The following is a 22,759-nucleotide window of genomic DNA, read 5'->3' as shown; positions in this document are numbered from 1 at the left end:
AAAAGTCGACGTCACTTGTAGAATATAGGCGTTCTCCTGCTGCGAATTTGGTTGTAGCAGCGGAGAACGTCTTTTTCTTATGTAATGATGCGAATATCTCTTATAATATTGACTTTAATCGTGGTATAATAAATAGATGCAAGCCTAAGCCTGCATCAGAAAACCTGAAACTACAGACAGGGGAGGGTGAAACGCATGCTGACAAAGGATGAGATTATCGCAACAATGTCCGCTCAGGGGTTGCGTATTACAGATCAGCGCAAAACGTTGGCCACGTTATTTTCCGAGAATGAAGGGTATCTGTCCCCCAAAGACGTTTATGAATATATGGGTAAGAAGTACAGTGGACTTAGCTTTGATACGGTTTATCGTAATCTGCGTGTAATGCAGGAATTGGGTGTACTAGAGCAGGTATCTTTTGAGGATGGGATGAAGTTCAAGGTGAGCTGTAATGAGCATCATCACCATCATCATATGATTTGCTTGAGCTGTCAGAAGACATTACCGATTTCTTTTTGCCCAATGCAAATGACGGATACGACGGATCAATTCCAAATCGTCGAGCACAAGTTTGAAATTTTTGGTTATTGCAAAGACTGCCAACAGAAGAATGGGCATACTGAGAGTAATTCGGATGGGGGATTCAGACAGACGAGTAGTCACACTCACAGCCACGGAGGCTACTGAAATGAAAATCACCACACGCAGAGTGGTACAGGCTCCGATTAAGTTTTATCGTTCCTACATTTCACCGTTAAAGCCGGCTACCTGCCGGTTCTATCCAACGTGTTCAGCGTACGCGCTGGAGGCGGTAGAGGTGTATGGTGCGCTCAAAGGTTCATGGCTGGCTGCTAAGCGTATAGCCAAGTGCCATCCCTTTCATCCGGGTGGGGTAGATTTGGTTCCTCCTGCAAAAAAGGGGACAGATAGGTCTGGCGAAGATCGTTTGGCTCCCCATACCGAGAAGGGCCTGACTTGACAGCGCTATGCGGATTTGGTTATATTTTGGTTAATATTGTTTTCCTGCGAAGGGATGAGTAGGGTAAACCGTCCAGTACAGAGAGCCGGGGTTAGCTGCAAACCGGTCTGGAGCGAAGCCTGAATATGGTCCTGGAGGAACCTTTTTCGAGCGTATTTGCCACAGCTTAACAGTGTTGGTGAGGCAATCGTAAGGGAGAGGCGTGATCCAGCGTTAATGGGCGGTCAGATGTGACCGGTGAAGCCTGTAGTCTGCGAGGATACAGGGAAATTGGGTGGTAACGCGTGAGGTGACTCTCGTCCCATAGGGGCGGGGGTCTTTTTTGTGCCCAATTTGTGCCAAATTCATGAATTGGAGTACCTATCATGGTAGCAGGTCTTATGGAGCTGCCGTGAACAAAACAGGAGGCAACACACATGTCCAGTGAGAACACATTTTACATTACGACACCGATCTATTATCCGAGCGACAAGCTACATATAGGTCACGCTTACACGACGGTAGCAGGAGATGCAATGGCCCGTTACAAGCGGCTACGCGGTTATGAAGTGCGTTATTTGACAGGAACGGATGAGCATGGCCAGAAGATTGAGCAAAAGGCAAGTGCAGCTGGTAAAACGCCGCAACGTTTCGTTGATGATATTGTGGCAGGTATTCAAGATTTGTGGCGGAAGCTCGACATTTCCAATGACGATTTTATCCGTACTACGGAAGAACGTCATAAGGCAGTCGTACAGGAAATTTTTGATCGTTTGTTGAAGCAAGGAGATATTTACAAGGGAGAATACGAAGGCTGGTACAGCATTCCTGACGAAACTTACTACACAGAAACTCAGCTGGTTGACGTGGTGAAGGACGCTGAAGGCAATGTGGCTGGAGGTAAAAGCCCGGATAGTGGACACCCTGTAGAACTGGTCAAGGAAGAGTGTTACTTTTTCCGTATGAGCAAGTATGCTGATCGGCTGCTGCAATTTTATGAAGAGAACCCGCAGTTTATCCAGCCGGAATCCCGTAAAAAAGAGATGATTAATAACTTCATCAAGCCAGGTCTGGAGGATTTGGCTGTATCCCGCACAACCTTTGACTGGGGTATTAAGGTGAAGGGGGATCCGAAGCATGTCGTATACGTGTGGATTGACGCACTTTCCAACTATATCACAGCCTTGGGTTATGGCTCTTCCAATACCGAGCTGTACGATAAATTCTGGCCTGCAAATGTGCATATCGTAGGTAAAGAGATTGTACGGTTCCACACGATATATTGGCCGATCATGCTGATGGCGCTGGATCTTCCATTGCCTAAAAAAGTATTTGCACATGGTTGGCTGCTCATGAAAGATGGTAAAATGTCGAAATCTAAAGGCAATGTCGTAGACCCGGTAACGTTGATTGACCGTTATGGCCTGGATCAACTTCGGTACTACTTGCTACGCGAGGTGCCTTTTGGGGCAGATGGAACCTTTACACCAGAAAGCTTTGTGGATCGAGTTAATTCGGATTTGGCAAATGATCTGGGTAACTTGTTGAATCGTACCGTAGCGATGGTAGACAAATATCTTGATGGCAAGGTTCCCGCTTATGAAGCGAATGTAACAGCATTCGACGGAGCTTTGGAAGACATGGCAACATCGACTTATAGCAAAGTAGAAGAAGCAATGGAAAACATGGAGTTTTCCGTGGCTTTAACGGCGATTAGCCAATTTATTAGCCGTAGCAACAAGTATATTGACGAGACGCAACCATGGAATTTGGCTAAGGATGAGGCAAAACGTCGCGAATTGGCATCTGTTATGGTGCATTTGGTAGAAAGCTTGCGCATCGCTTCCATCTTACTTCAGCCATTCTTGACCCGTGCTCCTCATAAAATTTGGGAGCAACTCGGTATTAGCCAAGGTGAACTGACTACATGGGATAGTGGCAAGCAGTTTGGTCGTATTCCAGAAGGAACGCAGCTGGTCAAAGGCAATCCGATCTTCCCGCGTCTGGATTCAGAGCAGGAGGTTGCTTTCATCGTGGAAGCAATGACTGGAGGTAAGAAACCGGAGGAAGCTACAGCACAAATTCAACCGCAGAATGCATCTGAGACGAGCCAGGAAGCACCGGAGGCAAAGGAAGAGATTGGCATTGAGGATTTTGCCAAGGTAGAACTGCGCGTTGCTCAGGTCATCGCCTGTGAGCCTGTAAAGAAGGCCGATAAATTGCTGAAGCTCCAACTTGATCTCGGTTATGAGCAGCGGCAGGTTGTATCCGGGATTGCGAAGTTTTATACACCTGAAGATATTATTGGGCGCAAGGTGATCTGTGTGACCAATCTTAAGCCAGTAAAACTTCGGGGAGAGCTGTCGCAAGGTATGATTTTGGCAGCATCATATGGAGATCAGCTTACGCTGGCCACCGTACCGGAAGGTATGCCGAATGGTGCGATTGTAAAGTAACACGTTATAGTAAAATAAAAGAACGTAATGAGCGTATATTCGGGTGTCATTCTTCCCGGGCATGCGCTTTTTGGCTTGCATCATATTTAGCTCCTTCCCAACGTATGTTTAAGTAGGTAGGGCTTGTTTGCTCGTGATCACTTCAGACAGGTGGGAGGAAATGATGATGACAGATATCAACGCCGGGTTGGCGATCGTAGCCGGGCTGTTTTCTTTTTTTTCACCGTGTTGTTTACCACTGTATCCATCTTATTTATCGTATATGACAGGGATGTCGGCGCGTGAACTGGCTGAAGGACGACACAAGGCTGAGGTGCGTTACCGTACGATGGGACACACGCTTGCTTTTGTATTGGGCTTTTCGGTCGTTTTCTATTCATTGGGTGCAAGTGTCGGGTTGCTTGGAGAATGGTTTGCCAATTATGGGGATACGCTAAGAGTGGTAGCGGGGTTACTTATTTTACTAATGGGACTGGTATCTCTTGGTGTGGTGCGTCCTTTGATTCTAATGAGGGAGCATAAGCTTCGCTGGACATGGAAGCCTGCCGGGTACGCCGGTTCCTTTGTGATTGGAATTGGGTTTGCGGCAGGCTGGTCGCCTTGTATCGGTCCCATGCTAACGGCCATTATCGCTTTGGCTGCAGTAGAGCATCACATTTGGTTCAAGCTGATTACAGGCTATGCGCTTGGCTTTGCGATTCCATTTTTTGTATTAGCTTTGCTGGCAGGCTCTGTTCGACTATCCTCTCGCTATACCTCCATCCTCATCAAAACAGGTGGCATACTACTTGTTATCACTGGCATTTTACTGGTAACAGATCATATGACCGATGTAACGCTATTTTTACAACAGATTACCCCAGATTGGATGTTAGTTATGTGAAATATTCAATACGACTCAAAGGGAAATGTTCAAAAATGCGCTCTGTGATAAACTCTCGTAGTGCATTTTGCTGTTCATCGGGATAAACATATTTGTTTTGTCCCCAGCGGCCCCATTTTTTCTTGCGTTTCTCAATGTCCATTTCCAGCTTGGTTTTCGGATAACGTTTCTCGATGACGGCTTTGGATGTTTTGGTGAAGCGATGTTGAATTAATTCGAACGTCAAATCTTTAGTAGCATGCTGGGGCAAGGTTTCTCCCAATTTGCGCAGCAGCTCGCCGTAACCTTCTTCCCAGCCGTCATACCAGATGATGGGTGCAATGATGAACCCCAGCGGATAACCGGCTCGGGCGATTTTGCCCGCTGCTTCAATGCGTTCCTCGAAGCGCGAAGTTGCAGGTTCAAACTGTTTAATAACATAATCGGAATTAATGCTAAAGCGGATGCGGGTATGACCATTATGTTTAATGTCCAGCAATGGATCGACATGATGATATTTAGTAACAAAACGCAGTCGGCCAAATTCCTCATCTGCCATGAAACGAATCAAGTCTCCTAGCGATCCGGTGATATGCTCCAAACCAACGGGATCGGAGGTACAGGCTGCTTCAAAACGGGTAATTTCAGGCGTGCGCTCCTCAATATAGGCTTTAGCTGCTGATAAGATATCATCGGTGTTAACATATACGCGAATATACGGCTTTGCCCCCAAGGTTGTTTGTAAATAACAGTAGTGACAGTGCCCCATACAACCAGTCGAAATGGGGATGGCGTATTCGGCAGAGGGCTTGGATTGGTCAAAGGTTAACGTTTTACGGATACCGACAACCAGTGTCTTTTTTGCCATTCGGTACTTTTCAACTTCAGTTTCACCTGGTAAATTAGTAATTCGGTTGTGAGAGGTAGTCATCCGATACGGAATATCCTTGGCTTTGACCCAATCCATGATACGCTGGCCCTTGGGATAATTCAGTGCGTCTGGCTCAAAAAACACCAGGTCAGGCAAAAATGGCTTAGTTGCTCTGGTTTGGACAGGAGTACGCTCAAGCGTAGACATGGCTAACGCTCCTTTCGAAATAAATCCTCAGTGCTCTGGTGTCCAACTCTAAGTTATGCCGCAGGAATAAACGATACAGGGACGACGTTATTAGTGTACCCGGCTTAAATTGAACAAATCGTGGCAATAGCTGTGAGTGAAGGGATGAGACTTGCCAATGGGCAATGATAACATGTATCATTACATAGTAGGTTTAACGCAGGAAATGAAGGCGGTAAGCGCCCGTTCAATAACAGAAAAGAGGGAAACAAGTGCCAACGCCAAGCATGGAAGATTATTTGGAGCGCATTTACCAACTGATTGATGAGAAGGGATATGCTCGTGTCTCGGATATCGCAGAGGGTCTGGAGGTGCATCCTTCGTCCGTTACCAAGATGATTCAGAAGTTGGATAAGGACGATTATCTTGTATATGAGAAGTATCGAGGACTAATTTTGACACCGAAAGGGAAAAAGGTCGGCAAACGGTTGGTTGACCGCCACCAGTTACTAGAGCAATTTCTGGATATGATTGGGGTTGATAAGGACCTGATATATAAAGATGTGGAAGGTATTGAACACCATTTGAGCTGGGATTCGATCACCCGTATCGAGACATTGGTCGAATATTTCCGCCGGGATGAAGATCGCTTGCGCCAGCTTCATGACATACACAAGGAATTAAGTGGGGATTCCTAAAAGCATCTGTCCTTACGGACGATGCTTTTTTTATTTGTGCCGACCGCAACAAATATCCGGTTGTTAGCGTCTATCCATTATATAGAAGGACAAGATAGGGGTTAAAATTAACAGGGTTAGCGGAGGATTGTAATGATATGAATTGGAAGAAAATAGGGGTATTGGCTACGGGGCTACTCTTAGCAGTGCAGACTGCCATCGTGCCTGGAGTTCAAGCGGCTCCAACTGGAGATATTGAGATTATTTTGGACGGACAGTCCCTGCAAAGTGACGCGTCACCGTATATTGTACAGGGAGCCAATGTTACGATGGTTCCTCTGCGAGTGATTAGTGAGGGATTGGGTGCTCAGGTCAACTGGTCAGAATCATCCGGCACGGTAACGATTACAGCACAGGACAAAAATATATCTATGGGGAACGGCGGACAAAGCGCTACCGTGAATGGCAAGTCTGTTCGATTGGATGCATCTGCACGTATGACAAGCGGGAGAGTCATGGTGCCACTGCGTTTTGTTGGGGAAGAGTTAGGATTAAAAGTGGACTGGCAAGCCGCAGAGCGAGTCATTACGTTAAGCAGTGGTAAGGAAGGTGTCTCTACTGGTGGGAACACTTCTGCGGGAAGCGGCGGTTCCACATCAGATACGTCTGCATCTGGCAATCAGCAAAGCGTAAGTACGGATCAGGAAGCCATTGATGATGAGCAGGCGGTTGTCACTTCACCGTCCACATCTACTCATGAGGACGGTTCAAGTTCTTCACAGGGAAATGTTGTTCAAGTGAAGGCTTCAACTTCCATGCGTGGAGCATGGATTTCTACCATTAATGGAGATTGGCCTTCTTCCGCTGCCCGAAGCAGCTCCGAGAAGCAAAAGCAGGAGTTTACTAAAATGCTCGATGATTTGCAGGGCATGGGCATTAATGCGGTATTTGTTCAGGTTCGTGCCAGCGGTGATGCGCTCTATCCGTCTAATCTCGTGCCATGGAGCAAGTATTTGACGAATACCCAAGGTAAAAATCCGGGCTATGATCCCTTGAAATTTATGATTAGCGAATCGCATAAACGAGGGATGGAATTTCATGCCTGGTTTAATCCGTTCCGGGCTAATTCTACAGGAACAACCAGCGGTTTGGCTGCAAACCATGTAGCTAATCAACATCCGGATTGGATTGTTAAGAACGGTAGTCAGTTATACATCAATCCAGGAATTCCGGCCGCACGTCAGCATGTCATTGCGGCGATTATGGAGGTCGTAAATGGATACGATATTGATGGTGTCCATTTGGACGACTATTTCTATCCCTACAGCGGAACTTTTGATGATGATGCGACCTTCAAAGCATATAATGCCAACAAAATCTCTAACAAGGGCGACTGGCGGAGAGATAATGTGAACAGTTTTGTCCGAGATTTGGGCAAAAGCATTCATGCCGATAAGTCGAAAGTTCAATTTGGGATTAGTCCTTTTGGGGTGTGGCGCAACAAGTCTCAGGACTTAACGGGTTCAGACACGAAGGCAGGCGTTACAGCGTATGATACAACGTTTGCAGATGTAAGAACCTGGATCAACAAAGAATGGATTGATTATGTAGCTCCACAAATTTACTGGAGTATCGGTTTCCCGGCTGCGGGCTATGACAAGCTCGTCGCATGGTGGTCCAATGAGGTCAAAAATTCAGATGTTAAGCTATATATCGGCCACTCCCCGTATAAAATCGGCACTCCTGAAAAAGGATGGCAAACTTCTCAAGAGCTAATTAAGCAGCTTGAACTGAACGAGAATTATAAGCAAGTTAAAGGGGATATTTATTTTAGTGCACAGCATTTGCGCAAAAATCCATACGGACTCATTCAGCTTCTTCAAAATTATTATCAATTATGATATAAATTGGATCATATAGGTTCTATATAAGCCTCCGTTCTCATACATAAGCAGTAGAACTGCTTACTCCCAAGAGAACGGAGGTTTTTTGATCTATGCTGATCAATGCTGTGTTCCAGGGTGGAGGGGTTAAGGGAATTTCGCTGGCGGGTGCAGTTAAGGCTGCGGAGGAGCATGGGATTGTATTCAATCGTGTGGCAGGTACATCATCAGGTGCTATTGTGGCTGCTTTATTGGCTGCGGGATACTCAGCGGATGAAATGAAAGCCGTAATTGAGAAAACACCCTTGGTCAAGTTGTTACGACGTTCTCCAGTGTTCAACGTTAAGTGGGTTGGGCCAGCTGCTCGTATCTTTCTTAAAAAAGGGCTCTACTCAGGGGAAGCACTCGAGCACTGGGTACGCGAGCTGTTACGAGCTAAGGGAGTGCGTACGTTCGCGGATTTACCTCCTGGCAAACTGCGCATTATTGCATCAGACATCACGAATGGACGCATTCTGGTGCTTCCTGAGGATATCAAACGTTTTGGTATAAATCCCTCTTCACTGGAGGTAGCCAAGGCCATTCGGATGAGCACAAGTATCCCTTATTTTTTTGATCCAGTTATGTTAAGACTTGATTCTGCACTTGCCAAGGGAAAAACCTTTTCCCAGCAATTTGTATTTGTAGTTGATGGGGCCTTGCTAAGCAATTTGCCTTTGTGGCTTTTTGATGAGCCTGTAAATGAACGTGAGGCCAAAACGATTCCAACGGTAGGGTTTCAAATGGTGGGCAAAACGGGAACGGAGACCAAAGTTTCTTATATACGGGGCCCATTGACAATGCTGCAGGCTATTTTTGATACAATGCTATCAGCACACGATGAACGTTATATTGAGCAGGAGAATCGGTATCGGACCATTAAAATTCCAACATTGGGTATCCGCACAGCACAATTCAACATTTCTCCAGAGCAAAGTGATTTGTTGTATGCTTCGGGTATGCAGGCAGGGGATGCTTTTTTCCACAAATGGAGTATCACTTCTTATCAGCAGCAGTATAACAAGTATCAATTGATGAAGGATACAATGTATGCTATAAAATAAACACTTACTCGCAGTTGAAGTTAATGAAAAAGGTTGTAAAAAGGAGCCTCTTCCCGGTCATACTTCACAATGCGGGTGATGGCTCCTTTGTGCTACATTTTAAAGGATCATTATCATTAATGATATTTAGGTTGTTCTTCTTCATTTTTGCCCTTGGAACCTTCAATGACATGAAAAGGATACGCTTTGCGCTTGCCTGTAGTCTGCTGTTTACGTGCGTTGGCTGTTTTGGCCATGGTGCGCACAGAGGGTTTGATTTTGGGAGTACGGTTGCGTTGTCCTGGCAGGTATTTGTATAGCAGAAATATAACTGCAAAAACAAGGACGGGAATTAGTAAACTAATGAGAAAACCCCAGCTTCCTCTCCATAGCATATCTACAATCCCATATGCGCCCAAAGCAAGGGTAAGCCAGAAAATAACGGCATGTCTGTTCATTATTCACTCATCCTTTCACAGGATCAAGGACCGGACTGTTGAAGGTCTCCTTTACGGGTACGTTTTCCAACTCAGCATCCAATTCAAGCATACGCTTAAATGAGGCAATGGATACCTCCACTTGATCATCGGTCGGTTCTTTGGTGGTAAGTAGTTGCAGCCACAGGCCGGGGTAACCTAAATAACGAAGTACCGGAATTTCCCGAAGAGCATTGGTCAGCTTGAGAAATTCAAAAGAAAGCCCCAGTACGATCGGAAGCAGTAAAAGTCGTTGCCCCATACGCTCCCACAGATTATCGTAGGTAAACAGGGAATAGACAAGTACCCCGATGATCACGGTCAGCATAATAAAGCTGCTGCCGCAACGATAATGCAGACGGCTGTATTTTTGCACATTGGCCGGAGTTAGTTCTTCCCCTGCTTCAAATGCAGTAATTACTTTATGCTCTGCGCCGTGATATTGAAACAGTCGCTTGATTAACGGAGTTTGGGAAATACCCCATAAATAAGCCAGTAGCAAAATCAGCTTAATAACTCCTTCAGCTAGGTTATGCAGAATCTGGTTGTGAAACAAGCCGCCGAACAGGAAATTCTCCACAATAACCGGAACGAGGGTCAAAACGATTTTGCCAAACAGGAAGGACAAAATACCGACCGCCGCCACGCCGATCATCATACTCAGGCTCCAGCGGGATTCTTCTTTTTTCTTTTGTTCTGCACGTTCTTCCGGATCTACTTCATCATCAGCATACGCATCGGCTGAATAGTTTAAATGCTTCGTACCCTTAGCGCTGGAGTCGATGATGCTTACAATCCCCCGCAATAAAGGAATTTTGCGGAATTTGGATACCCAGGATTGCTCCTTGCGTGGTACTTCCAAATATGTGATTTCGCCAGTTTTGCGGCGAACTGCCGTGACATTGACACGCTTGCCGCCGAACATGACACCTTCAATGACTGCCTGACCGCCGTAGCTCACAGGCTTGGATGCTTGTGACAACCGTCTCACCTCTCTTAATACATGCTTTTTTGTATATTGTATCGAATTTGGAAGGGAATATCTAGTTAGATGAAATTGAGAGGTGGTAATTAGGCTGCTCCATGCTTGGATCATGCTTCTGAACGCTGTTATCCCTGGATTTTTTGGATTGGGGGGATATATGGTAAAAATCCGACCCGATAAAGGAGAACGCTAACGCTTCTTCAGGACTTGTTTTTGGGTTAAATCCATTGACTTCAGCATTTCTTAAATGAAGAGGGATACCAAAGTGTGAAGGGGGCAAAGCAGGACTCTAATTGGAGCCCTGCTTTTTTTATCATTTGAAGAGGAGATGTAGTAATAACGGAGAAGGTGGAAATTCTTATAGCGGAGAAAAGCTCATACCACGGCTTATAAAAAACACGATGAGAGCGGTAAGACCGCCCCCATAAATACTTATCATACGCCTCAGTGCGTAATTGCCCCGACAACCTGGTCAACCAGCCCTTTTGATGAGAGAGGGCCGCCAAATGTCCATGTCGTACCGCTCAGTGAATAGGTACGTTTTTCTTTAACGAAATTCAGACCGTTCCAGACCGAATTATTTTTCATGGGTGCGCCGAAAACATTATCGTCCGGCTGCACAATATAGATAAAGTTGCTGTCCTGAACGGCAGACAGAGCTTCAATGCCTACAGTTGAAAAGCCATACTGTTCAACTTTGCTCGGTTTCCAATCGTTAATCATACCGATCTTCGCCAGTGTTGCCACGACGACTGAGTTATCCGAAAACATACGGAGGCTGGCCGCATTTTGCGAAGTGAAAGCCTGTGTCAGTATATAATGATAATCCGACTTGCCAGCAGCGGCGAGCTTTTCTTTGGCTTCAGCATAATGCTGATTCAGTTCGGCAAGCACCTGCTTGGCTTTGTCTTCTTTTCCAAGAGCAACTGCGATGCTATTAAAAATTTCTACCATTTTATCATGATCGTAGCCTTTACCATCGTTCAGACTATATTCGATGGTCGGTGCAATGGCATTGAGTTGCTCATAGATAGCTGCATTTCCATCAACATTGGAAATGATCAGATCCGGCTTCAATGCAGCAATCGCTTCCAGATTCGGCTCGTTACGCGTGCCGACATCGACCACGCTACTATCCAGAGCCGCCTCCGGTGTCACGTACACCTTGTAGTTGGCATTGTCTGCATTACCAACCGGCTGAACGCCCAACGCAATCAAATCCTCTGTAAATGTCCATTCCAGTACTACGACACGCTGGGCGGGCTTGTTGAGCGTGATCTCACCACGATTATGCTTTACCGTCACAGGACCGGTCGCTGTGTCAGTCGGTTTGCTATCCGACGTGGCTGCCTGATCTTTATCCGATGCATTGTCGGCTGCTCCGCAACCTGCCAGAGTGAGCGTAAAAACCATTAACAATAAAATCCCGATGAATCCCTTTTTCATAGAAGCGTTCTCCCGTATATATGTTTTTAGAAAATGATAATGATTATCATTTTCATCATTATATTATGATAGAGGATTAAAATTTTGTCAATGTAAAAAACGGGTCTGAACGCTCAACTGGAAAGCTGCCATGTGAGCCACACCACAGCACCCCCCTTATACAAAATCCACTCATCAACTTCATTGTTAAATTACCGGCCCTTGGAGCATACTACCTAGCAAAATGAATATGCATGAATCCGATGGAAGTACATGTTTTCCATGTGACAATAAGTCTTTACCATGGAAAAGTTTTGCATCTTGAAAGGGGATCAAACAACATGAGTGAAACCTACTCTATACCCAAGATAGGTCATGATCAGGAGCAGTCTCATGAATCTCAGGATCAACGTAATCATAACTACAACAGTAGCAGAGGCAGACAGCAGTCAGGCAAAATACATACGCCGCTCATTCCTTTTGCACTTGAGCTGGGTTTTTTTGCGGGTGTGTTATGGGGATTGCTGCGCTGGCTGTTTTATACGCTGCACTTTACGGTAGTAGCACCCGGCTTTCTCGCGGAGCCTTTTTTCAAGCATTCGTTCATGAACACCATGGCGGGGCATCTGGTAGGGCTATTGTTTTTTATTGCATTATCCGTCGTAGCGTCACTGGTGTACACTCTGATGTTTCGCAGATTTAAGGGTCCTGTACCCGGCATCGTTTACGGTCTGATCTGGTGGGTTGTTTTATTTGTGTTAACAGGTCCTAAGCTAGGGATGATGAATCTTCCTTATCGGTTAACATGGAATTCGATATATACGGAAATTTGTGTGTTTATACTGTGGGGACTATTTATCGGATATACCGTTGCTGTCGAGTATACGGATGAAAGAAAGCGCGAGCCTGAGAAAGCTGGGGACTGAACGTAACAAAAACTTCTCAAGCGCCTATCCCCTGTGTTAAAATAGCATTTGGTTATTTGACAGAGGGGAGCGGAATGAAAGATGAAGAATGACCGGGTGTTAAAGCTGCGGCAGGCGCTGGGCGAGCATAATCTGCGGGCTATGCTGATTACTAGCCCTGTCAATCGTCGATATTTGACAGGCTTTACAGGTTCAGCGGGTTATGTGCTGATTACGGAATCCCATAGCTATTTGCTGACCGACTTTCGCTATATGACGCAAGCGACCGAACAAGCCGAAGGCTTCACGGTGGTGCAGCATGCTGCACAGGTCATGGAAACAGTGAAAGAATTGCTGTCCTCCCATCAGATCAGCGAAACAGGCTTCGAGCAAGACGCTGTAACTGTTGCGACGCATAAAGCTTATAGCGAAGATTTGTCACCTATTACACTGGTTCCGGTGTCGGGCATTGTGGAGAAGTTGCGGGTGTACAAGGATGCGGAAGAGTTGGAAGTGATGCAGCGGGCAGCGGATTTGGCAGATGCTACATTTGCACACATTTTACCTTACATCAAACCAGGTGTCAGCGAGCGTGAGTTGGACCTGGAAATGGAATTCTTCATGCGCAAACAGGGAGCTACATCCTCTTCATTTGACACGATAGTAGCATCCGGGGTTCGTTCGGCATTGCCTCATGGCGTAGCCAGTGCTAAGTTAGTACAAGCGGGTGAGCTAATTACGTTTGATTTTGGTGCGTTGCTGGATGGCTACTGCTCCGATTTGACACGTACAGTGGCTACACAAGGGGATTTGGCGCCCCAGTTGCGTGAAATATACGATATTGTACTTAAGGCGCAGCTTCACGCACTCGAACATATTAAACCGGGCATGACAGGCCGTGAAGCGGATGCGCTGACTCGGGATATTATTGCGAGCCATGGCTATGGAGACAATTTCGGGCACAGTACAGGTCATGGTCTGGGTCTGGAAGTACATGAATCTACACGTCTGTCGAAGGCGAGTGATGATATTCTGGAGCCGGGCATGGTTGTAACGGTCGAGCCGGGTATTTATGTGCCTGGATTGGGCGGTGTACGGATCGAGGATGATATCGTTATTACAGATAGCGGCATCAAGGTATTAACACATTCAAGCAAAGAATTTACAGTCGTTTAATAACGATAACAGTCCTGTAGGAGGGGTATTTTAGTGATTAACGTTAATGATTTTAAAACAGGTTTGACCGTCGAGGTAGACGGAGATATCTTTACGGTGCTGGATTTTCAACACGTAAAGCCGGGTAAAGGTGCAGCGTTCGTACGCTCCAAGTTGAAAAACTTGCGTAACGGTAACACCGTTGAACGTACATTCCGCGCGGGTGAAACGATCGGTCGGGCGCAAATCGAAAATCGTGGTGTATCTTATCTGTATGCAAGTGCAGATGATCATACATTCATGGACAATGAAACATATGATCAATTCACATTGACCAGCGATCAGCTGAAATGGGAGCTTAACTTCCTGAAAGAAAATATGAATGTAAATATCGTCAGCTATAACGGAGAAATCCTGGGTATTAACCTGCCTACCAGCGTGGAACTCAAAGTAATCGAAACAGAACCGGGTATTAAAGGTAATACGGCTACAGGTGCAACCAAAAATGCCAAACTGGAAACAGGTCTGAATGTTCAAGTTCCTTTGTTCATTAACCAAGATGACGTATTGTTAATTGATACACGTGACGGCAAATACATGTCTCGCGCATAAATTTTGCAGCTTTTAGATTTCCTCTGTCCTTGTTAAGGGCAGGGGATATTTTTTTAAGAGACGGATTACCAATAACTTATGATTAAAAAACATTGGCTCCGCATAGCACTTTCGTATTATACTGTACTAAAGTTATGCCGCAGGATGTCACGTTCAAGTCGTTGGTGCCATCTCAAGGTTACATACTGTTGAGTCTGAGGGAGTGAATATCGTTGTCTTTGTATGTCATGAAATTCGGAGGCAGTTCCGTCGGTGACACGGAGCGCATGAAACGCGTGGCAAAACGCGTTGTTGAGAAACAGAGTGAAGGGCATCAATGTGTAGTGGTCGTTTCAGCAATGGGAGACACGACAGACGAACTGATTGACCAGGCCAAATTGTTGAATGAACAGTTGCCTGCACGTGAGTTGGATATGTTGATGACGACAGGTGAGCAAATATCGATCGCATTGTTGTCGATGGCTATTCAGCAGTTGGGTCATGAAGCGGTATCGTTTACGGGATGGCAGGCTGGTTTCCGTACTGAATCTGACTTTGGTCGAGCACGGATTACGGACATTCAACCTCAGCGTGTGCTGGATGCACTGAGCAGCAACAAGATTGTTGTTGTAGCTGGTTTCCAAGGGATGTCTGCAGAGGGAGACATTACGACGCTGGGACGTGGTGGATCTGATACGACGGCGGTTGCGCTGGCGGCGGCGATTCAAGCGGATGCCTGCGAAATTTACACGGATGTGGACGGCATATATTCAACAGATCCACGAATCGTGAAGGTTGCTCGTAAGCTAAAAGAAATTTCTTATGATGAAATGCTGGAATTAGCCAATCTGGGTGCAGCTGTATTGCATCCCCGTGCGGTAGAGTATGCCAAACATAATCGGGTACCGCTGATTGTGCGGTCCAGTTTTAACCATAATGAAGGAACGGTCGTAAAGGAGGATGCAGTAATGGAGCAAGGCGTTGTAGTCAGTGGGATTGCATATGATAAAAATGTAGCAAGAATCAGTATTTTGGGCGTCGCCGATATCCCTGGTGTACTGGCGAAAGTATTTGGAACACTGGCGGCAGCCAAAATTGATGTAGACATTATTGTGCAGAGCGGGGTTGAAGCTGGCAAAGCGGATTTCTCTTTTACAGTAGCTCTAACGGATCGTGAAGCAGCACTGAAGACGCTGGAAGGTATTCGCGGAGAGCTTCCATACCGTGAAGTGACGTCTGAGGAAAACTTGGTGAAGGTATCCATTGTAGGTGCAGGAATGGTTAGCCATCCGGGTGTTGCAGCGCAAATGTTTGCTGTGCTGGCGGAGCAAGGCGTTAGCATTAAAATGGTAAGCACATCTGAAATCAAAGTATCATGTGTAATTGAAGCGGGTAAGCTTCATGAGGTTATTCAGGCGTTGCATACAGCTTATAATCTGGATACCGAGGAGCAAGCGTTTGTGGGTGGACCGCAGGACCGTCGTTAATAAAAGCAACGTGATCTAGACACTGAATATGTCTAATGTGAACGATGCTATGACGGGTAAAGGTCGATACATTATACGCCTCCTATTTATAGTTTGATAAATCATAGAATACAGCAGTAGGTTGAGAGGTTGTTCCATCAGTGAAAGTTAGACTGAGGGGCAGCCTCTTTTTGCTGTAAATCTATCTTTTATACCAAGGGTATCCCTTAGCCGATAAGGCTTTGAGTGGCCCTTTTTTATTTGTACGAATTAGAGAATGGTGCTTGAACAAGCGGGAGAAAGGTCTGCTGAGCGTTGATAGGAGTTAACAAATGTTCAACTAGGTTTTCGATATATTTTCGGCATAAAAAGCGAGAGTCAACCATAGACTTGTCTTAAAGAAAAAGGACAACTGTGAGGGGGCGGCATCGGTATGGAATGGCTGGAGTTATTTCCCGAACCGTTGCACGGTATACTCGGAAGGCTTCCAGAAGCGCTATTTAAGCAACTGGAAGAAATTCGGGTCCGGGAAGGAAGGCCGCTGGAAATTAATTCAAATGGTGATCATCATTTTGTAACGTCTGCAGGTCGGCTGACTTTGAACCCTGTGGAAGCCTATAAGCCTGACCGTGAGGATGCCCACCGACTACTGGATTTTATCAGCAATCATTCCCTGTATACCATGGAAGAGGAGCTTCGCAAAGGGTTTATTACGATCCCTGGCGGTCATCGTATTGGCTTGGCAGGGAGAACTGTGCTCAACCGAGGACGAGTGGAGCATTTGAGGGATATAAGCAGCTTTAATGTAAGAATTGCTCGTGCAATTCCCGGCATAGCTGATCGGATATTGCCTTATGTAGCAGATCGAATGTCCGGGAAAATCCGGCACACCCTCATTTTGTCCTCTCCTCAGCATGGCAAAACGACACTGCTTAGGGACTTGGCTCGGCAACTCAGTTACGGAGGGATGGAAAGCAATGGGGGGCGACGGAATGGACTCAAAGTAGGCATTATAGACGAACGCTCTGAGATCGCTGGTAGTCACAAAGGGATCCCCGGTTTTGATGTCGGGCCTCGCACCGATGTATTGGACGGATGTCCGAAAGCAGAAGGCATGATGATGATGATCCGCTCGATGTCACCGGATGTCCTCATTGTTGATGAAATCGGACGACAAGAAGATGCTGAGGCGGTGCGTGAAGCGCTTCATGCAGGCATCGCAGTCATTGCTTCCGCACATGGTCGTGATGTGGCTGAAATGGCGACCCGGTCTGCTTTTGCCGGATTAACTACAGGGCAGGAGCTGTTTCAGCTCTACGTCATGCTGGAGCGGACGAGCCGGGGCGTCTCTTTTCGACTGGCAGATGCCAAGCAGCGCAGGCTGACACTGCCTGGAGAAGGGCAGAATGGGGGCATCTCCTATGCTTAAGCTGCTGGGTGCTGCCTTGGTTATACTGGCCGCTACGCTGGCAGGCTGGCAGCGGGCAAGGCAGTTTGCGATGAGGCCACGGCAAATCAGGGAGTTGATTCTCGCGCTGCAAAGACTGACCACCGAGGTTTCCTACGGGGTGTCTCCGTTACCAGATGCTTTCGCCAAGACAGGAGAGCCCTTGCGAGAGCCGCTGCGCACTCTGTTTCAGCAAGCCTCACGCTGGATGCACCCCTCTTTTGGCCTGACCGCCAGAGAAAGCTTGCATAAAGCGATTGAAGACTCTTGGAGCCGTTCCTCTATGAAGCAGGCTGAGAAGGAAGCGATGAGGCAGCTTGCTTACAGCCTTGGAACCAGCGACCGTGAAGACCAGATCAAGCACATTGCGCTGACCATCCAGCAGTTATCCCATGAGGAAGCGCAGGCGCAGGCAGATCAGGTGAGATACGAGCGTATGAGCAGAAGCCTGGGACTGCTGATCGGGGCATTGATCGTCATTTTGATCTATTAGCGGGGTGCTCGAATGAATTTAGAAGTGAACGCAATTTTCCAGATTGCCGGAATTGGCATTATTATCGCCATGATTCATACCGTACTAAAGCAAATGGGCAAAGAAGACATGGCCCACTGGGTAACGGTCATCGGTTTCGTCGTGGTGCTGTTCATGGTGGTGCGAATGCTGGATAACCTTCTGCAAGAGATCAAATCTATCTTTCTTTTTCAGTAGGTGGACACATGGAAATCATTCAGGTGGTGGGCTTCGCCCTCATTGCCACAGTCCTCATTTTAGTCATAAAGGAACAGAAGCCGATGTTTGCCTTTTTGATTGCAACAGCTGCGGGAATCGTCATTTTTTTGCTGCTGATTGGCAAGATCGGATCTGTGGTTGCTGTGCTGGAGCGAATGGCCAGGTCTTCAGGCATGGACATGATTTATTTTAAAACCGTATTGAAAATAATCGGTATCGCTTATATTGCCGAATTTGGAGCGCAGATCGTTCGGGATGCGGGACAAGACGGGATTGCTTCCAAAATTGAACTTACGGGAAAGGTACTCATAATGGTGCTCGCAATCCCGATTATCAGCATTATTATTGATACCATTCTGAAGCTGATGCCCGCCTGAGGGGGTGATGCCATGAAAAGGCTGGGGGGCATGCCGAATCTCAAAGTAATTGCGATTTTGCTGCTATGTCTCTGGTGCGCCTCGGCTGCGATCCTCTTTGCAGATACACCTACAAACGAATGGATCAGACAACAGGCGGGGCAAATGCCCAAAGATGAAGTTGAACATTATTGGGACGGGCTCATGAAGCAATACGGCGGATTTTTCCCTGATCAGAAAACGCCTTCCTTCATGGACATGCTGCTTCCGGGCGGTGAAGGGTTCAGCATAAAGGGTGTATTGAGCGCCATAGCTGATTTTTTCATCCATGAAATCCGGGTAAATGCCAAGCTGCTCGTCACCATCGTCATGCTCAGCATTATGAGTATGGTACTGGAAACGTTGCAAAGCGCTTTTGAAAGCAAACAGGTCAGCAAAGTTGCCTACGCTATCGTGTACATGGTCATTATCATTCTGGCGATTAATAGCTTTAGTGTAGCGATTGGTTATGCCAAAGAAGCGATTGACAGCATGATTCACTTCATGATGGCGATGTTGCCCTTGCTGTTTACCATGTTGGCCTCGATGGGTAACGTCGTAACAGTTTCGGTGACCCACCCGCTGATTATATTTATGATCAACACGGTCGGAACAGTCATTCATACGCTGGTTTTCCCGCTGCTGTTCTTCTCGGCTGTGCTGTACTTGGTCAACTCGCTGACGGGGAAATACAAGCTGACCCAGTTAGCTGATCTGCTGCGGAACGCTGGAGTCGCGGTGCTGGGAGTGCTTTTGACCATATTTCTGGGAGTCATTTCGGTACAGGGTTTGACATCGTCGGTTACTGACGGATTAACGATCCGCACAGCCAAATATATTACAGGTAGCTTTGTACCGGTGGTAGGCAAGGCGTTGGCAGATGCGACAGATACGGTCATTTCGGCTTCGCTGCTCGTGAAAAATGCCATTGGCCTGGTAGGAGTCATTATTATTTTGTTCCTTTGCGCCTTTCCTGCCCTCAAGATTCTGACGCTGGCTCTCATTTACAAAGTAACTGCAGCGATCATGCAGCCTTTGGGAGATACACCTATTGTGGAATGTCTGGATGCGATCGGCAAGAGCATGATTTATGTTTTCGCGGCGCTGGCGGCAGTGGGATTAATGTCCTTCCTTGCGATTACAGTCATGCTCGCGGCAGGCAATATGACGGTCATGATGAGGTGAACAAATGCACGCAATCCAACGAGAGGGAGGGGAGTGAACGTGACCTGGCTGGGAGGCTGGCTTAAGGAACTGGTGCTCATCGTGCTGCTGGCTTCTTTTGTCGATATGATCTTACCGAGCCGATCCATGGAAAGGTATGTCAAGCTCGTACTCAGTCTGCTTATTCTGCTGACGTTGCTGTCTCCGGTCGTGCGCTTGCTGAGCAGCAGCCCCTCCGAGGTTCTGGGGCGGGCATTGGATCTTCAACGTCAGGCAGAGACAGGCAAGAGGGAACCGACATTGGAGGAGATTTTAGCAAAAGGCAGCAAGTTGAAGCAACAGCAGGAACAAAGTTCCATGCAATGGGCTGGCAAAGAGGTAGCTAAGGAAATGAAAGGACAGTTGGAACAGTACACTGGGTTAGCAATTCAGTCGGTCCAGGTTACCCTTGCGCAGATTCAACAGAAGGAATCGGGGCTGGAGGCAGGAACGGGTGTCCAGTCAGTAGTGGTCAAATTGGCGGAGCAGCAGGCAGAAAAAGAAAAGAAAAACACAGACGTCCCGCCTGGTGTGGATGCCAAGCCGATAATGGTGGAGCCTGTAGCTGAAAAGACGGTAAATATTCGTGTGGAGCCGACACATGCAAAAACTTCGGATCATAATGAAGAAACGCGAGAGGATTACCGTATTCCTGACGAAACCGCTGAGGATGGAAAGCCAACGGATACGAAAGCTTTTGTCTTAATTACAGGACTTCTACGTGAAAAATGGGGGATCGACAGCAAAAATGTTCAGGTGGTTTCTTCGCAGGATGGAACACATGAATGGTAACAGGAGGTGAGCAGAAATGGGCAAATGGATGAAAAAGCTGGAGCAATGGATGGGTGGAGGGGCGGATGGGGCGAAAAGATTCAATTCATTTCGCTGGCTGCTTATTCTTGGCCTTATCGGTGTAGCGATCATGCTTTTTAATTCATTCGTTAATGTGAAAAAGGTTGACCCGGAAAACGTAGGGCGAGAGCCGCCTGGCGTGATGAAAAATGAGCCTGCGTTAGGGACAACGACAGGGGAAGAGAGTTCCTTTGCCGGGATCGAGAAAGTTTTTGAGGACAATATGAAACAGATGCTGGAGCAGATTGTTGGCGTAGGAACCGTCGATGTCATGGTTACGGTAGACTCCACCGAAGAAGTTATCGTTCAACGCAATGTGAAGGACATGCAGGAAGAAAATAACGAGACGGACGCCAATGGTGGACAACGGCACACTACTCAATATACACGTGATGGCGAGATTGTCACCTATGAATCATCAGGTGGTCAGCACACTCCGATCGTTACAAAAAAAGTAAAACCGCAGGTGAGGGGAGTGCTTGTTGTGGCTATGGGGGCAGAAAACCCTACGGTGAAGCAGCTAATTGTCGATGCTGTACAGAAGGGACTTAATGTGCCTTCCTACAAAATTTCAGTCGTTCCGCGCAAGCAGGGATAATATGGAATTCAGGAACAAAGAAGTTTATATTTTAAACCATTAATGAATATGGAGGACGGAACATGAATAATAAAAGACAAACCGTTTGGCTGGTGTCCATGCTGAGTTTAATGGTCGTGCTGTCTGCGTATTATTTGTTTACGGAGGACTCGAGCCCGGCAAATCCGCCAGTGGCAGATAGCGAGCAAGTGAGCAAGGTTAAGCAGGATGCTGCACAGGAAGCAACGACGAAGGCAGAAGAACAATTGAACGAACTGAAGGTAAATGAAGTGGTGACGAATGGAGAAGTAACTGACGGAGCAGCAGCGAATTCCACGAAGTCGGACACGGCTTCTACAATCGACCCAGCAACAGAAACCTCAAAAGGTGATAAAGACGCGGCAGCTGCCCCTGCTAATGAGCCAGCTGCATCCGATCAAAGTACAACTACGGCTAAGACGGATACGACAGCAAAAAGTGATGACAAAGCATCCTCTACCGCCAAAACTGACCAGCAGGTACTTGATCAAGTGGCAACCGAACAAGCTGCCCAACCTACAGCAGCAGCTGTGATTGATAACTATTTGCTGGAGCGGGATGTGGAAAATCAGAAGAAAAATGACGAGCTGACTACCGCAATGAACGACAGCACACCCAAGAAAGCCGCAGAGGCGCAAAAGGAATTACATGTACTTGAAGATAAACAGGCCAAAATTACCGGAATTGAAGAAGAGCTTCAGCAGCAGTTTGCCAATGCGGTCGTCCGTGAGGAAGATGCAGATAAATATAAAGTAGTGGTTCTGAGTGAAAAATTGGATGCTAAGCAAGCGGTAACGATTGTCGATAAGGTCATGAAGGAGCTGAACGTAACGCAGGACAAGATCAGTGTCCAGTATGTTACACAATAAGACAAAAATAGTGAAAAAGCCCGGATTTCTGCACAATTCCGGGCTCTTTCTATTTTTAATGATTGTGATATAATACATAAAGCTGTTTCAACAATGTTATCAGCAACCGGCAAAATGCTGAAGGAGTGATTAATAGAGATGTTTAAATTAAGCGAGATTAAGGAATTGATCAAGCTGGTGGATGAAACGTCTGTGCATGAGCTTGAAATTGAAAATGAAGGAACTCGCCTGTTGATTCGGAAACCGGGCAAAAGCGAGATCGTTACGGTACAGGCTCCTGTGGCAGCGCCTGCTTATACAGTGGCACCACAAGCTGCTATTCCGAATGTACAAACACAACCCGATGTTGGACATGTAACTGCTGGGGAAACGAAGGAATATGCAAGCAATCTACATAAAATCGTATCTCCGATGGTAGGCACTTTCTATAGTTCTTCATCCCCGGATACGGCTCCGTATGTGAGTATCGGCAGCAAAGTGGGCGAAAAAACAACGGTATGTATTATTGAAGCGATGAAGCTGATGAACGAGCTGGAAGCTGAAGTGAAGGGCGAAATTGTGGAAATTTTAGCCGAAAACGGACAGTTGGTCGAGTATGGCCAGCCATTGTTCCTTGTGAAACCGGAGTAAAAAGCTTGTTTGTACCCTCTTTTGAGGGTTCGGCAAGAC

Annotated in this window: 24 protein-coding genes; 20 read left to right on the top strand and 4 right to left on the bottom strand. The window is 46.7% G+C overall.

Features of this window, described 5'->3' with window-relative positions; all coding sequences use genetic code 11:
• Positions 1–195: 195 nt before the first annotated feature.
• From AC6EJC_RS02915 to AC6EJC_RS02900, 4 genes are all read left to right on the top strand, one after another.
• Positions 196–687 (top strand): Fur family transcriptional regulator, encoded by a 492-nt coding sequence (locus tag AC6EJC_RS02915; protein WP_165079678.1) that lies wholly within the window; start codon positions 196–198, stop codon positions 685–687.
• A gap of 1 nt (position 688) precedes the next feature.
• Positions 689–979: a membrane protein insertion efficiency factor YidD gene (gene yidD, locus AC6EJC_RS02910; protein ID WP_444952657.1), complete on the top strand. Its 291-nt coding sequence runs from the start codon at positions 689–691 to the stop codon at positions 977–979.
• A 416-nt stretch (positions 980–1,395) separates the two neighbouring features.
• Entirely contained in the window at positions 1,396–3,414 is a 2,019-nt protein-coding gene (gene metG / locus AC6EJC_RS02905) for a methionine--tRNA ligase (RefSeq protein WP_444952656.1), read from the top strand.
• 166 nt (positions 3,415–3,580) lie between these two features.
• Positions 3,581–4,297, top strand: a complete 717-nt coding sequence (locus tag AC6EJC_RS02900; protein ID WP_444952871.1) for a cytochrome c biogenesis CcdA family protein — start codon at positions 3,581–3,583, stop codon at positions 4,295–4,297.
• Here the strand turns inward: AC6EJC_RS02900 and splB are convergent.
• Positions 4,290–5,354: a spore photoproduct lyase gene (gene splB / locus AC6EJC_RS02895; RefSeq protein ID WP_444952655.1), complete on the bottom strand. Its 1,065-nt coding sequence runs from the start codon at positions 5,352–5,354 to the stop codon at positions 4,290–4,292. The two genes, AC6EJC_RS02900 and splB, sit on opposite strands and share 8 nt — an antisense overlap.
• A 251-nt stretch (positions 5,355–5,605) precedes the next feature.
• Here splB and mntR point away from each other — a divergent pair, with 251 nt between their 5' ends.
• From mntR to AC6EJC_RS02880, 3 genes are all read left to right on the top strand, one after another.
• Positions 5,606–6,031, top strand: a complete 426-nt coding sequence (gene mntR, locus AC6EJC_RS02890) for a transcriptional regulator MntR (protein WP_007430946.1) — start codon at positions 5,606–5,608, stop codon at positions 6,029–6,031.
• A 137-nt stretch (positions 6,032–6,168) separates the two neighbouring features.
• Complete coding sequence (locus AC6EJC_RS02885) at positions 6,169–7,911, top strand: family 10 glycosylhydrolase (protein ID WP_444952654.1); 1,743 nt, start codon at positions 6,169–6,171, stop codon at positions 7,909–7,911.
• Between the two features lie 95 nt (positions 7,912–8,006).
• A complete protein-coding gene (locus AC6EJC_RS02880; RefSeq protein WP_444952653.1) occupies positions 8,007–8,996 on the top strand; it encodes a patatin-like phospholipase family protein in 990 nt (329 codons plus the stop codon).
• Positions 8,997–9,112: 116 nt separating this feature from the next.
• Here AC6EJC_RS02880 and AC6EJC_RS02875 read toward each other — a convergent pair whose 3' ends face one another.
• The 3 genes from AC6EJC_RS02875 to AC6EJC_RS02865 form a co-directional block, all read right to left on the bottom strand.
• Positions 9,113–9,433, bottom strand: coding sequence for a hypothetical protein (locus AC6EJC_RS02875; RefSeq protein WP_444952652.1), 321 nt, complete (start codon positions 9,431–9,433; stop codon positions 9,113–9,115).
• 7 nt (positions 9,434–9,440) lie between these two features.
• Positions 9,441–10,433, bottom strand: a complete 993-nt coding sequence (locus AC6EJC_RS02870; protein WP_444952651.1) for a DUF1385 domain-containing protein — start codon at positions 10,431–10,433, stop codon at positions 9,441–9,443.
• A gap of 447 nt (positions 10,434–10,880) precedes the next feature.
• A complete protein-coding gene (locus AC6EJC_RS02865) occupies positions 10,881–11,882 on the bottom strand; it encodes an ABC transporter substrate-binding protein (protein ID WP_444952650.1) in 1,002 nt (333 codons plus the stop codon).
• A 320-nt stretch (positions 11,883–12,202) separates the two neighbouring features.
• On the opposite strand from AC6EJC_RS02865, the gene AC6EJC_RS02860 reads away from it, so the two are divergent.
• From AC6EJC_RS02860 to accB, 13 genes are all read left to right on the top strand, one after another.
• Entirely contained in the window at positions 12,203–12,787 is a 585-nt protein-coding gene (locus tag AC6EJC_RS02860; protein ID WP_444952649.1) for a YqhR family membrane protein, read from the top strand.
• An 81-nt stretch (positions 12,788–12,868) separates the two neighbouring features.
• A complete protein-coding gene (locus tag AC6EJC_RS02855; RefSeq protein ID WP_444952648.1) occupies positions 12,869–13,942 on the top strand; it encodes a M24 family metallopeptidase in 1,074 nt (357 codons plus the stop codon).
• 33 nt (positions 13,943–13,975) lie between these two features.
• A complete protein-coding gene (gene efp, locus AC6EJC_RS02850; protein ID WP_444952647.1) occupies positions 13,976–14,533 on the top strand; it encodes an elongation factor P in 558 nt (185 codons plus the stop codon).
• 212 nt (positions 14,534–14,745) lie between these two features.
• Positions 14,746–15,999, top strand: a complete 1,254-nt coding sequence (locus tag AC6EJC_RS02845; RefSeq protein ID WP_028540593.1) for an aspartate kinase — start codon at positions 14,746–14,748, stop codon at positions 15,997–15,999.
• 412 nt (positions 16,000–16,411) lie between these two features.
• Entirely contained in the window at positions 16,412–17,407 is a 996-nt protein-coding gene (spoIIIAA, locus tag AC6EJC_RS02840) for a stage III sporulation protein AA (RefSeq protein ID WP_444952646.1), read from the top strand.
• On the top strand, positions 17,400–17,918 hold the full coding sequence (spoIIIAB, locus tag AC6EJC_RS02835; RefSeq protein ID WP_029517252.1) for a stage III sporulation protein SpoIIIAB: 519 nt from the start codon (positions 17,400–17,402) through the stop codon (positions 17,916–17,918). Before spoIIIAA ends, spoIIIAB begins: the two co-directional genes overlap by 8 nt.
• 12 nt (positions 17,919–17,930) lie before the next feature.
• A complete protein-coding gene (gene spoIIIAC / locus AC6EJC_RS02830; protein ID WP_010345636.1) occupies positions 17,931–18,134 on the top strand; it encodes a stage III sporulation protein AC in 204 nt (67 codons plus the stop codon).
• 8 nt (positions 18,135–18,142) lie between these two features.
• Complete coding sequence (spoIIIAD, locus tag AC6EJC_RS02825; protein WP_444952645.1) at positions 18,143–18,532, top strand: stage III sporulation protein AD; 390 nt, start codon at positions 18,143–18,145, stop codon at positions 18,530–18,532.
• Between the two features lie 12 nt (positions 18,533–18,544).
• Entirely contained in the window at positions 18,545–19,735 is a 1,191-nt protein-coding gene (gene spoIIIAE / locus AC6EJC_RS02820; RefSeq protein WP_444952644.1) for a stage III sporulation protein AE, read from the top strand.
• A 39-nt stretch (positions 19,736–19,774) separates the two neighbouring features.
• A complete protein-coding gene (gene spoIIIAF / locus AC6EJC_RS02815; protein WP_444952643.1) occupies positions 19,775–20,545 on the top strand; it encodes a stage III sporulation protein AF in 771 nt (256 codons plus the stop codon).
• 16 nt (positions 20,546–20,561) lie between these two features.
• Positions 20,562–21,203, top strand: a complete 642-nt coding sequence (gene spoIIIAG / locus AC6EJC_RS02810; RefSeq protein WP_444952642.1) for a stage III sporulation protein AG — start codon at positions 20,562–20,564, stop codon at positions 21,201–21,203.
• A gap of 62 nt (positions 21,204–21,265) precedes the next feature.
• On the top strand, positions 21,266–22,090 hold the full coding sequence (locus tag AC6EJC_RS02805; RefSeq protein ID WP_444952641.1) for a SpoIIIAH-like family protein: 825 nt from the start codon (positions 21,266–21,268) through the stop codon (positions 22,088–22,090).
• A gap of 138 nt (positions 22,091–22,228) precedes the next feature.
• Entirely contained in the window at positions 22,229–22,720 is a 492-nt protein-coding gene (accB, locus tag AC6EJC_RS02800; protein ID WP_444952640.1) for an acetyl-CoA carboxylase biotin carboxyl carrier protein, read from the top strand.
• The last annotated feature ends 39 nt before the right edge of the window (positions 22,721–22,759 follow it).

It is taken from the genome of Paenibacillus sp. TY11, from assembly GCF_059772165.1.
The sequence above is the reverse complement of the archived record's forward strand: the minus strand, read 5'-3'. Positions and strand labels throughout refer to the sequence as shown.

Bases quoted from the DNA above. Each gene is read 5' to 3' on its own strand.
- AC6EJC_RS02915 (WP_165079678.1), top strand. From the start codon at position 196: ATGCTGACAAAGGATGAGATTATCGCAACAATGTCCGCTCAGGGGTTG.
- yidD (WP_444952657.1), top strand. From the start codon at position 689: ATGAAAATCACCACACGCAGAGTGGTACAGGCTCCGATTAAGTTTTAT.
- metG (WP_444952656.1), top strand. From the start codon at position 1,396: ATGTCCAGTGAGAACACATTTTACATTACGACACCGATCTATTATCCG.
- AC6EJC_RS02900 (WP_444952871.1), top strand. From the start codon at position 3,581: ATGACAGATATCAACGCCGGGTTGGCGATCGTAGCCGGGCTGTTTTCT.
- splB (WP_444952655.1), bottom strand. From the start codon at position 5,354: ATGTCTACGCTTGAGCGTACTCCTGTCCAAACCAGAGCAACTAAGCCA.
- AC6EJC_RS02885 (WP_444952654.1), top strand. From the start codon at position 6,169: ATGAATTGGAAGAAAATAGGGGTATTGGCTACGGGGCTACTCTTAGCA.
- AC6EJC_RS02880 (WP_444952653.1), top strand. From the start codon at position 8,007: ATGCTGATCAATGCTGTGTTCCAGGGTGGAGGGGTTAAGGGAATTTCG.
- AC6EJC_RS02875 (WP_444952652.1), bottom strand. From the start codon at position 9,433: ATGAACAGACATGCCGTTATTTTCTGGCTTACCCTTGCTTTGGGCGCA.
- AC6EJC_RS02865 (WP_444952650.1), bottom strand. From the start codon at position 11,882: ATGAAAAAGGGATTCATCGGGATTTTATTGTTAATGGTTTTTACGCTC.
- AC6EJC_RS02860 (WP_444952649.1), top strand. From the start codon at position 12,203: ATGAGTGAAACCTACTCTATACCCAAGATAGGTCATGATCAGGAGCAG.
- AC6EJC_RS02855 (WP_444952648.1), top strand. From the start codon at position 12,869: ATGAAGAATGACCGGGTGTTAAAGCTGCGGCAGGCGCTGGGCGAGCAT.
- spoIIIAA (WP_444952646.1), top strand. From the start codon at position 16,412: ATGGAATGGCTGGAGTTATTTCCCGAACCGTTGCACGGTATACTCGGA.
- spoIIIAB (WP_029517252.1), top strand. From the start codon at position 17,400: ATGCTTAAGCTGCTGGGTGCTGCCTTGGTTATACTGGCCGCTACGCTG.
- spoIIIAC (WP_010345636.1), top strand. From the start codon at position 17,931: ATGAATTTAGAAGTGAACGCAATTTTCCAGATTGCCGGAATTGGCATT.
- spoIIIAD (WP_444952645.1), top strand. From the start codon at position 18,143: ATGGAAATCATTCAGGTGGTGGGCTTCGCCCTCATTGCCACAGTCCTC.
- spoIIIAE (WP_444952644.1), top strand. From the start codon at position 18,545: ATGAAAAGGCTGGGGGGCATGCCGAATCTCAAAGTAATTGCGATTTTG.
- spoIIIAG (WP_444952642.1), top strand. From the start codon at position 20,562: ATGGGCAAATGGATGAAAAAGCTGGAGCAATGGATGGGTGGAGGGGCG.
- AC6EJC_RS02805 (WP_444952641.1), top strand. From the start codon at position 21,266: ATGAATAATAAAAGACAAACCGTTTGGCTGGTGTCCATGCTGAGTTTA.
- accB (WP_444952640.1), top strand. From the start codon at position 22,229: ATGTTTAAATTAAGCGAGATTAAGGAATTGATCAAGCTGGTGGATGAA.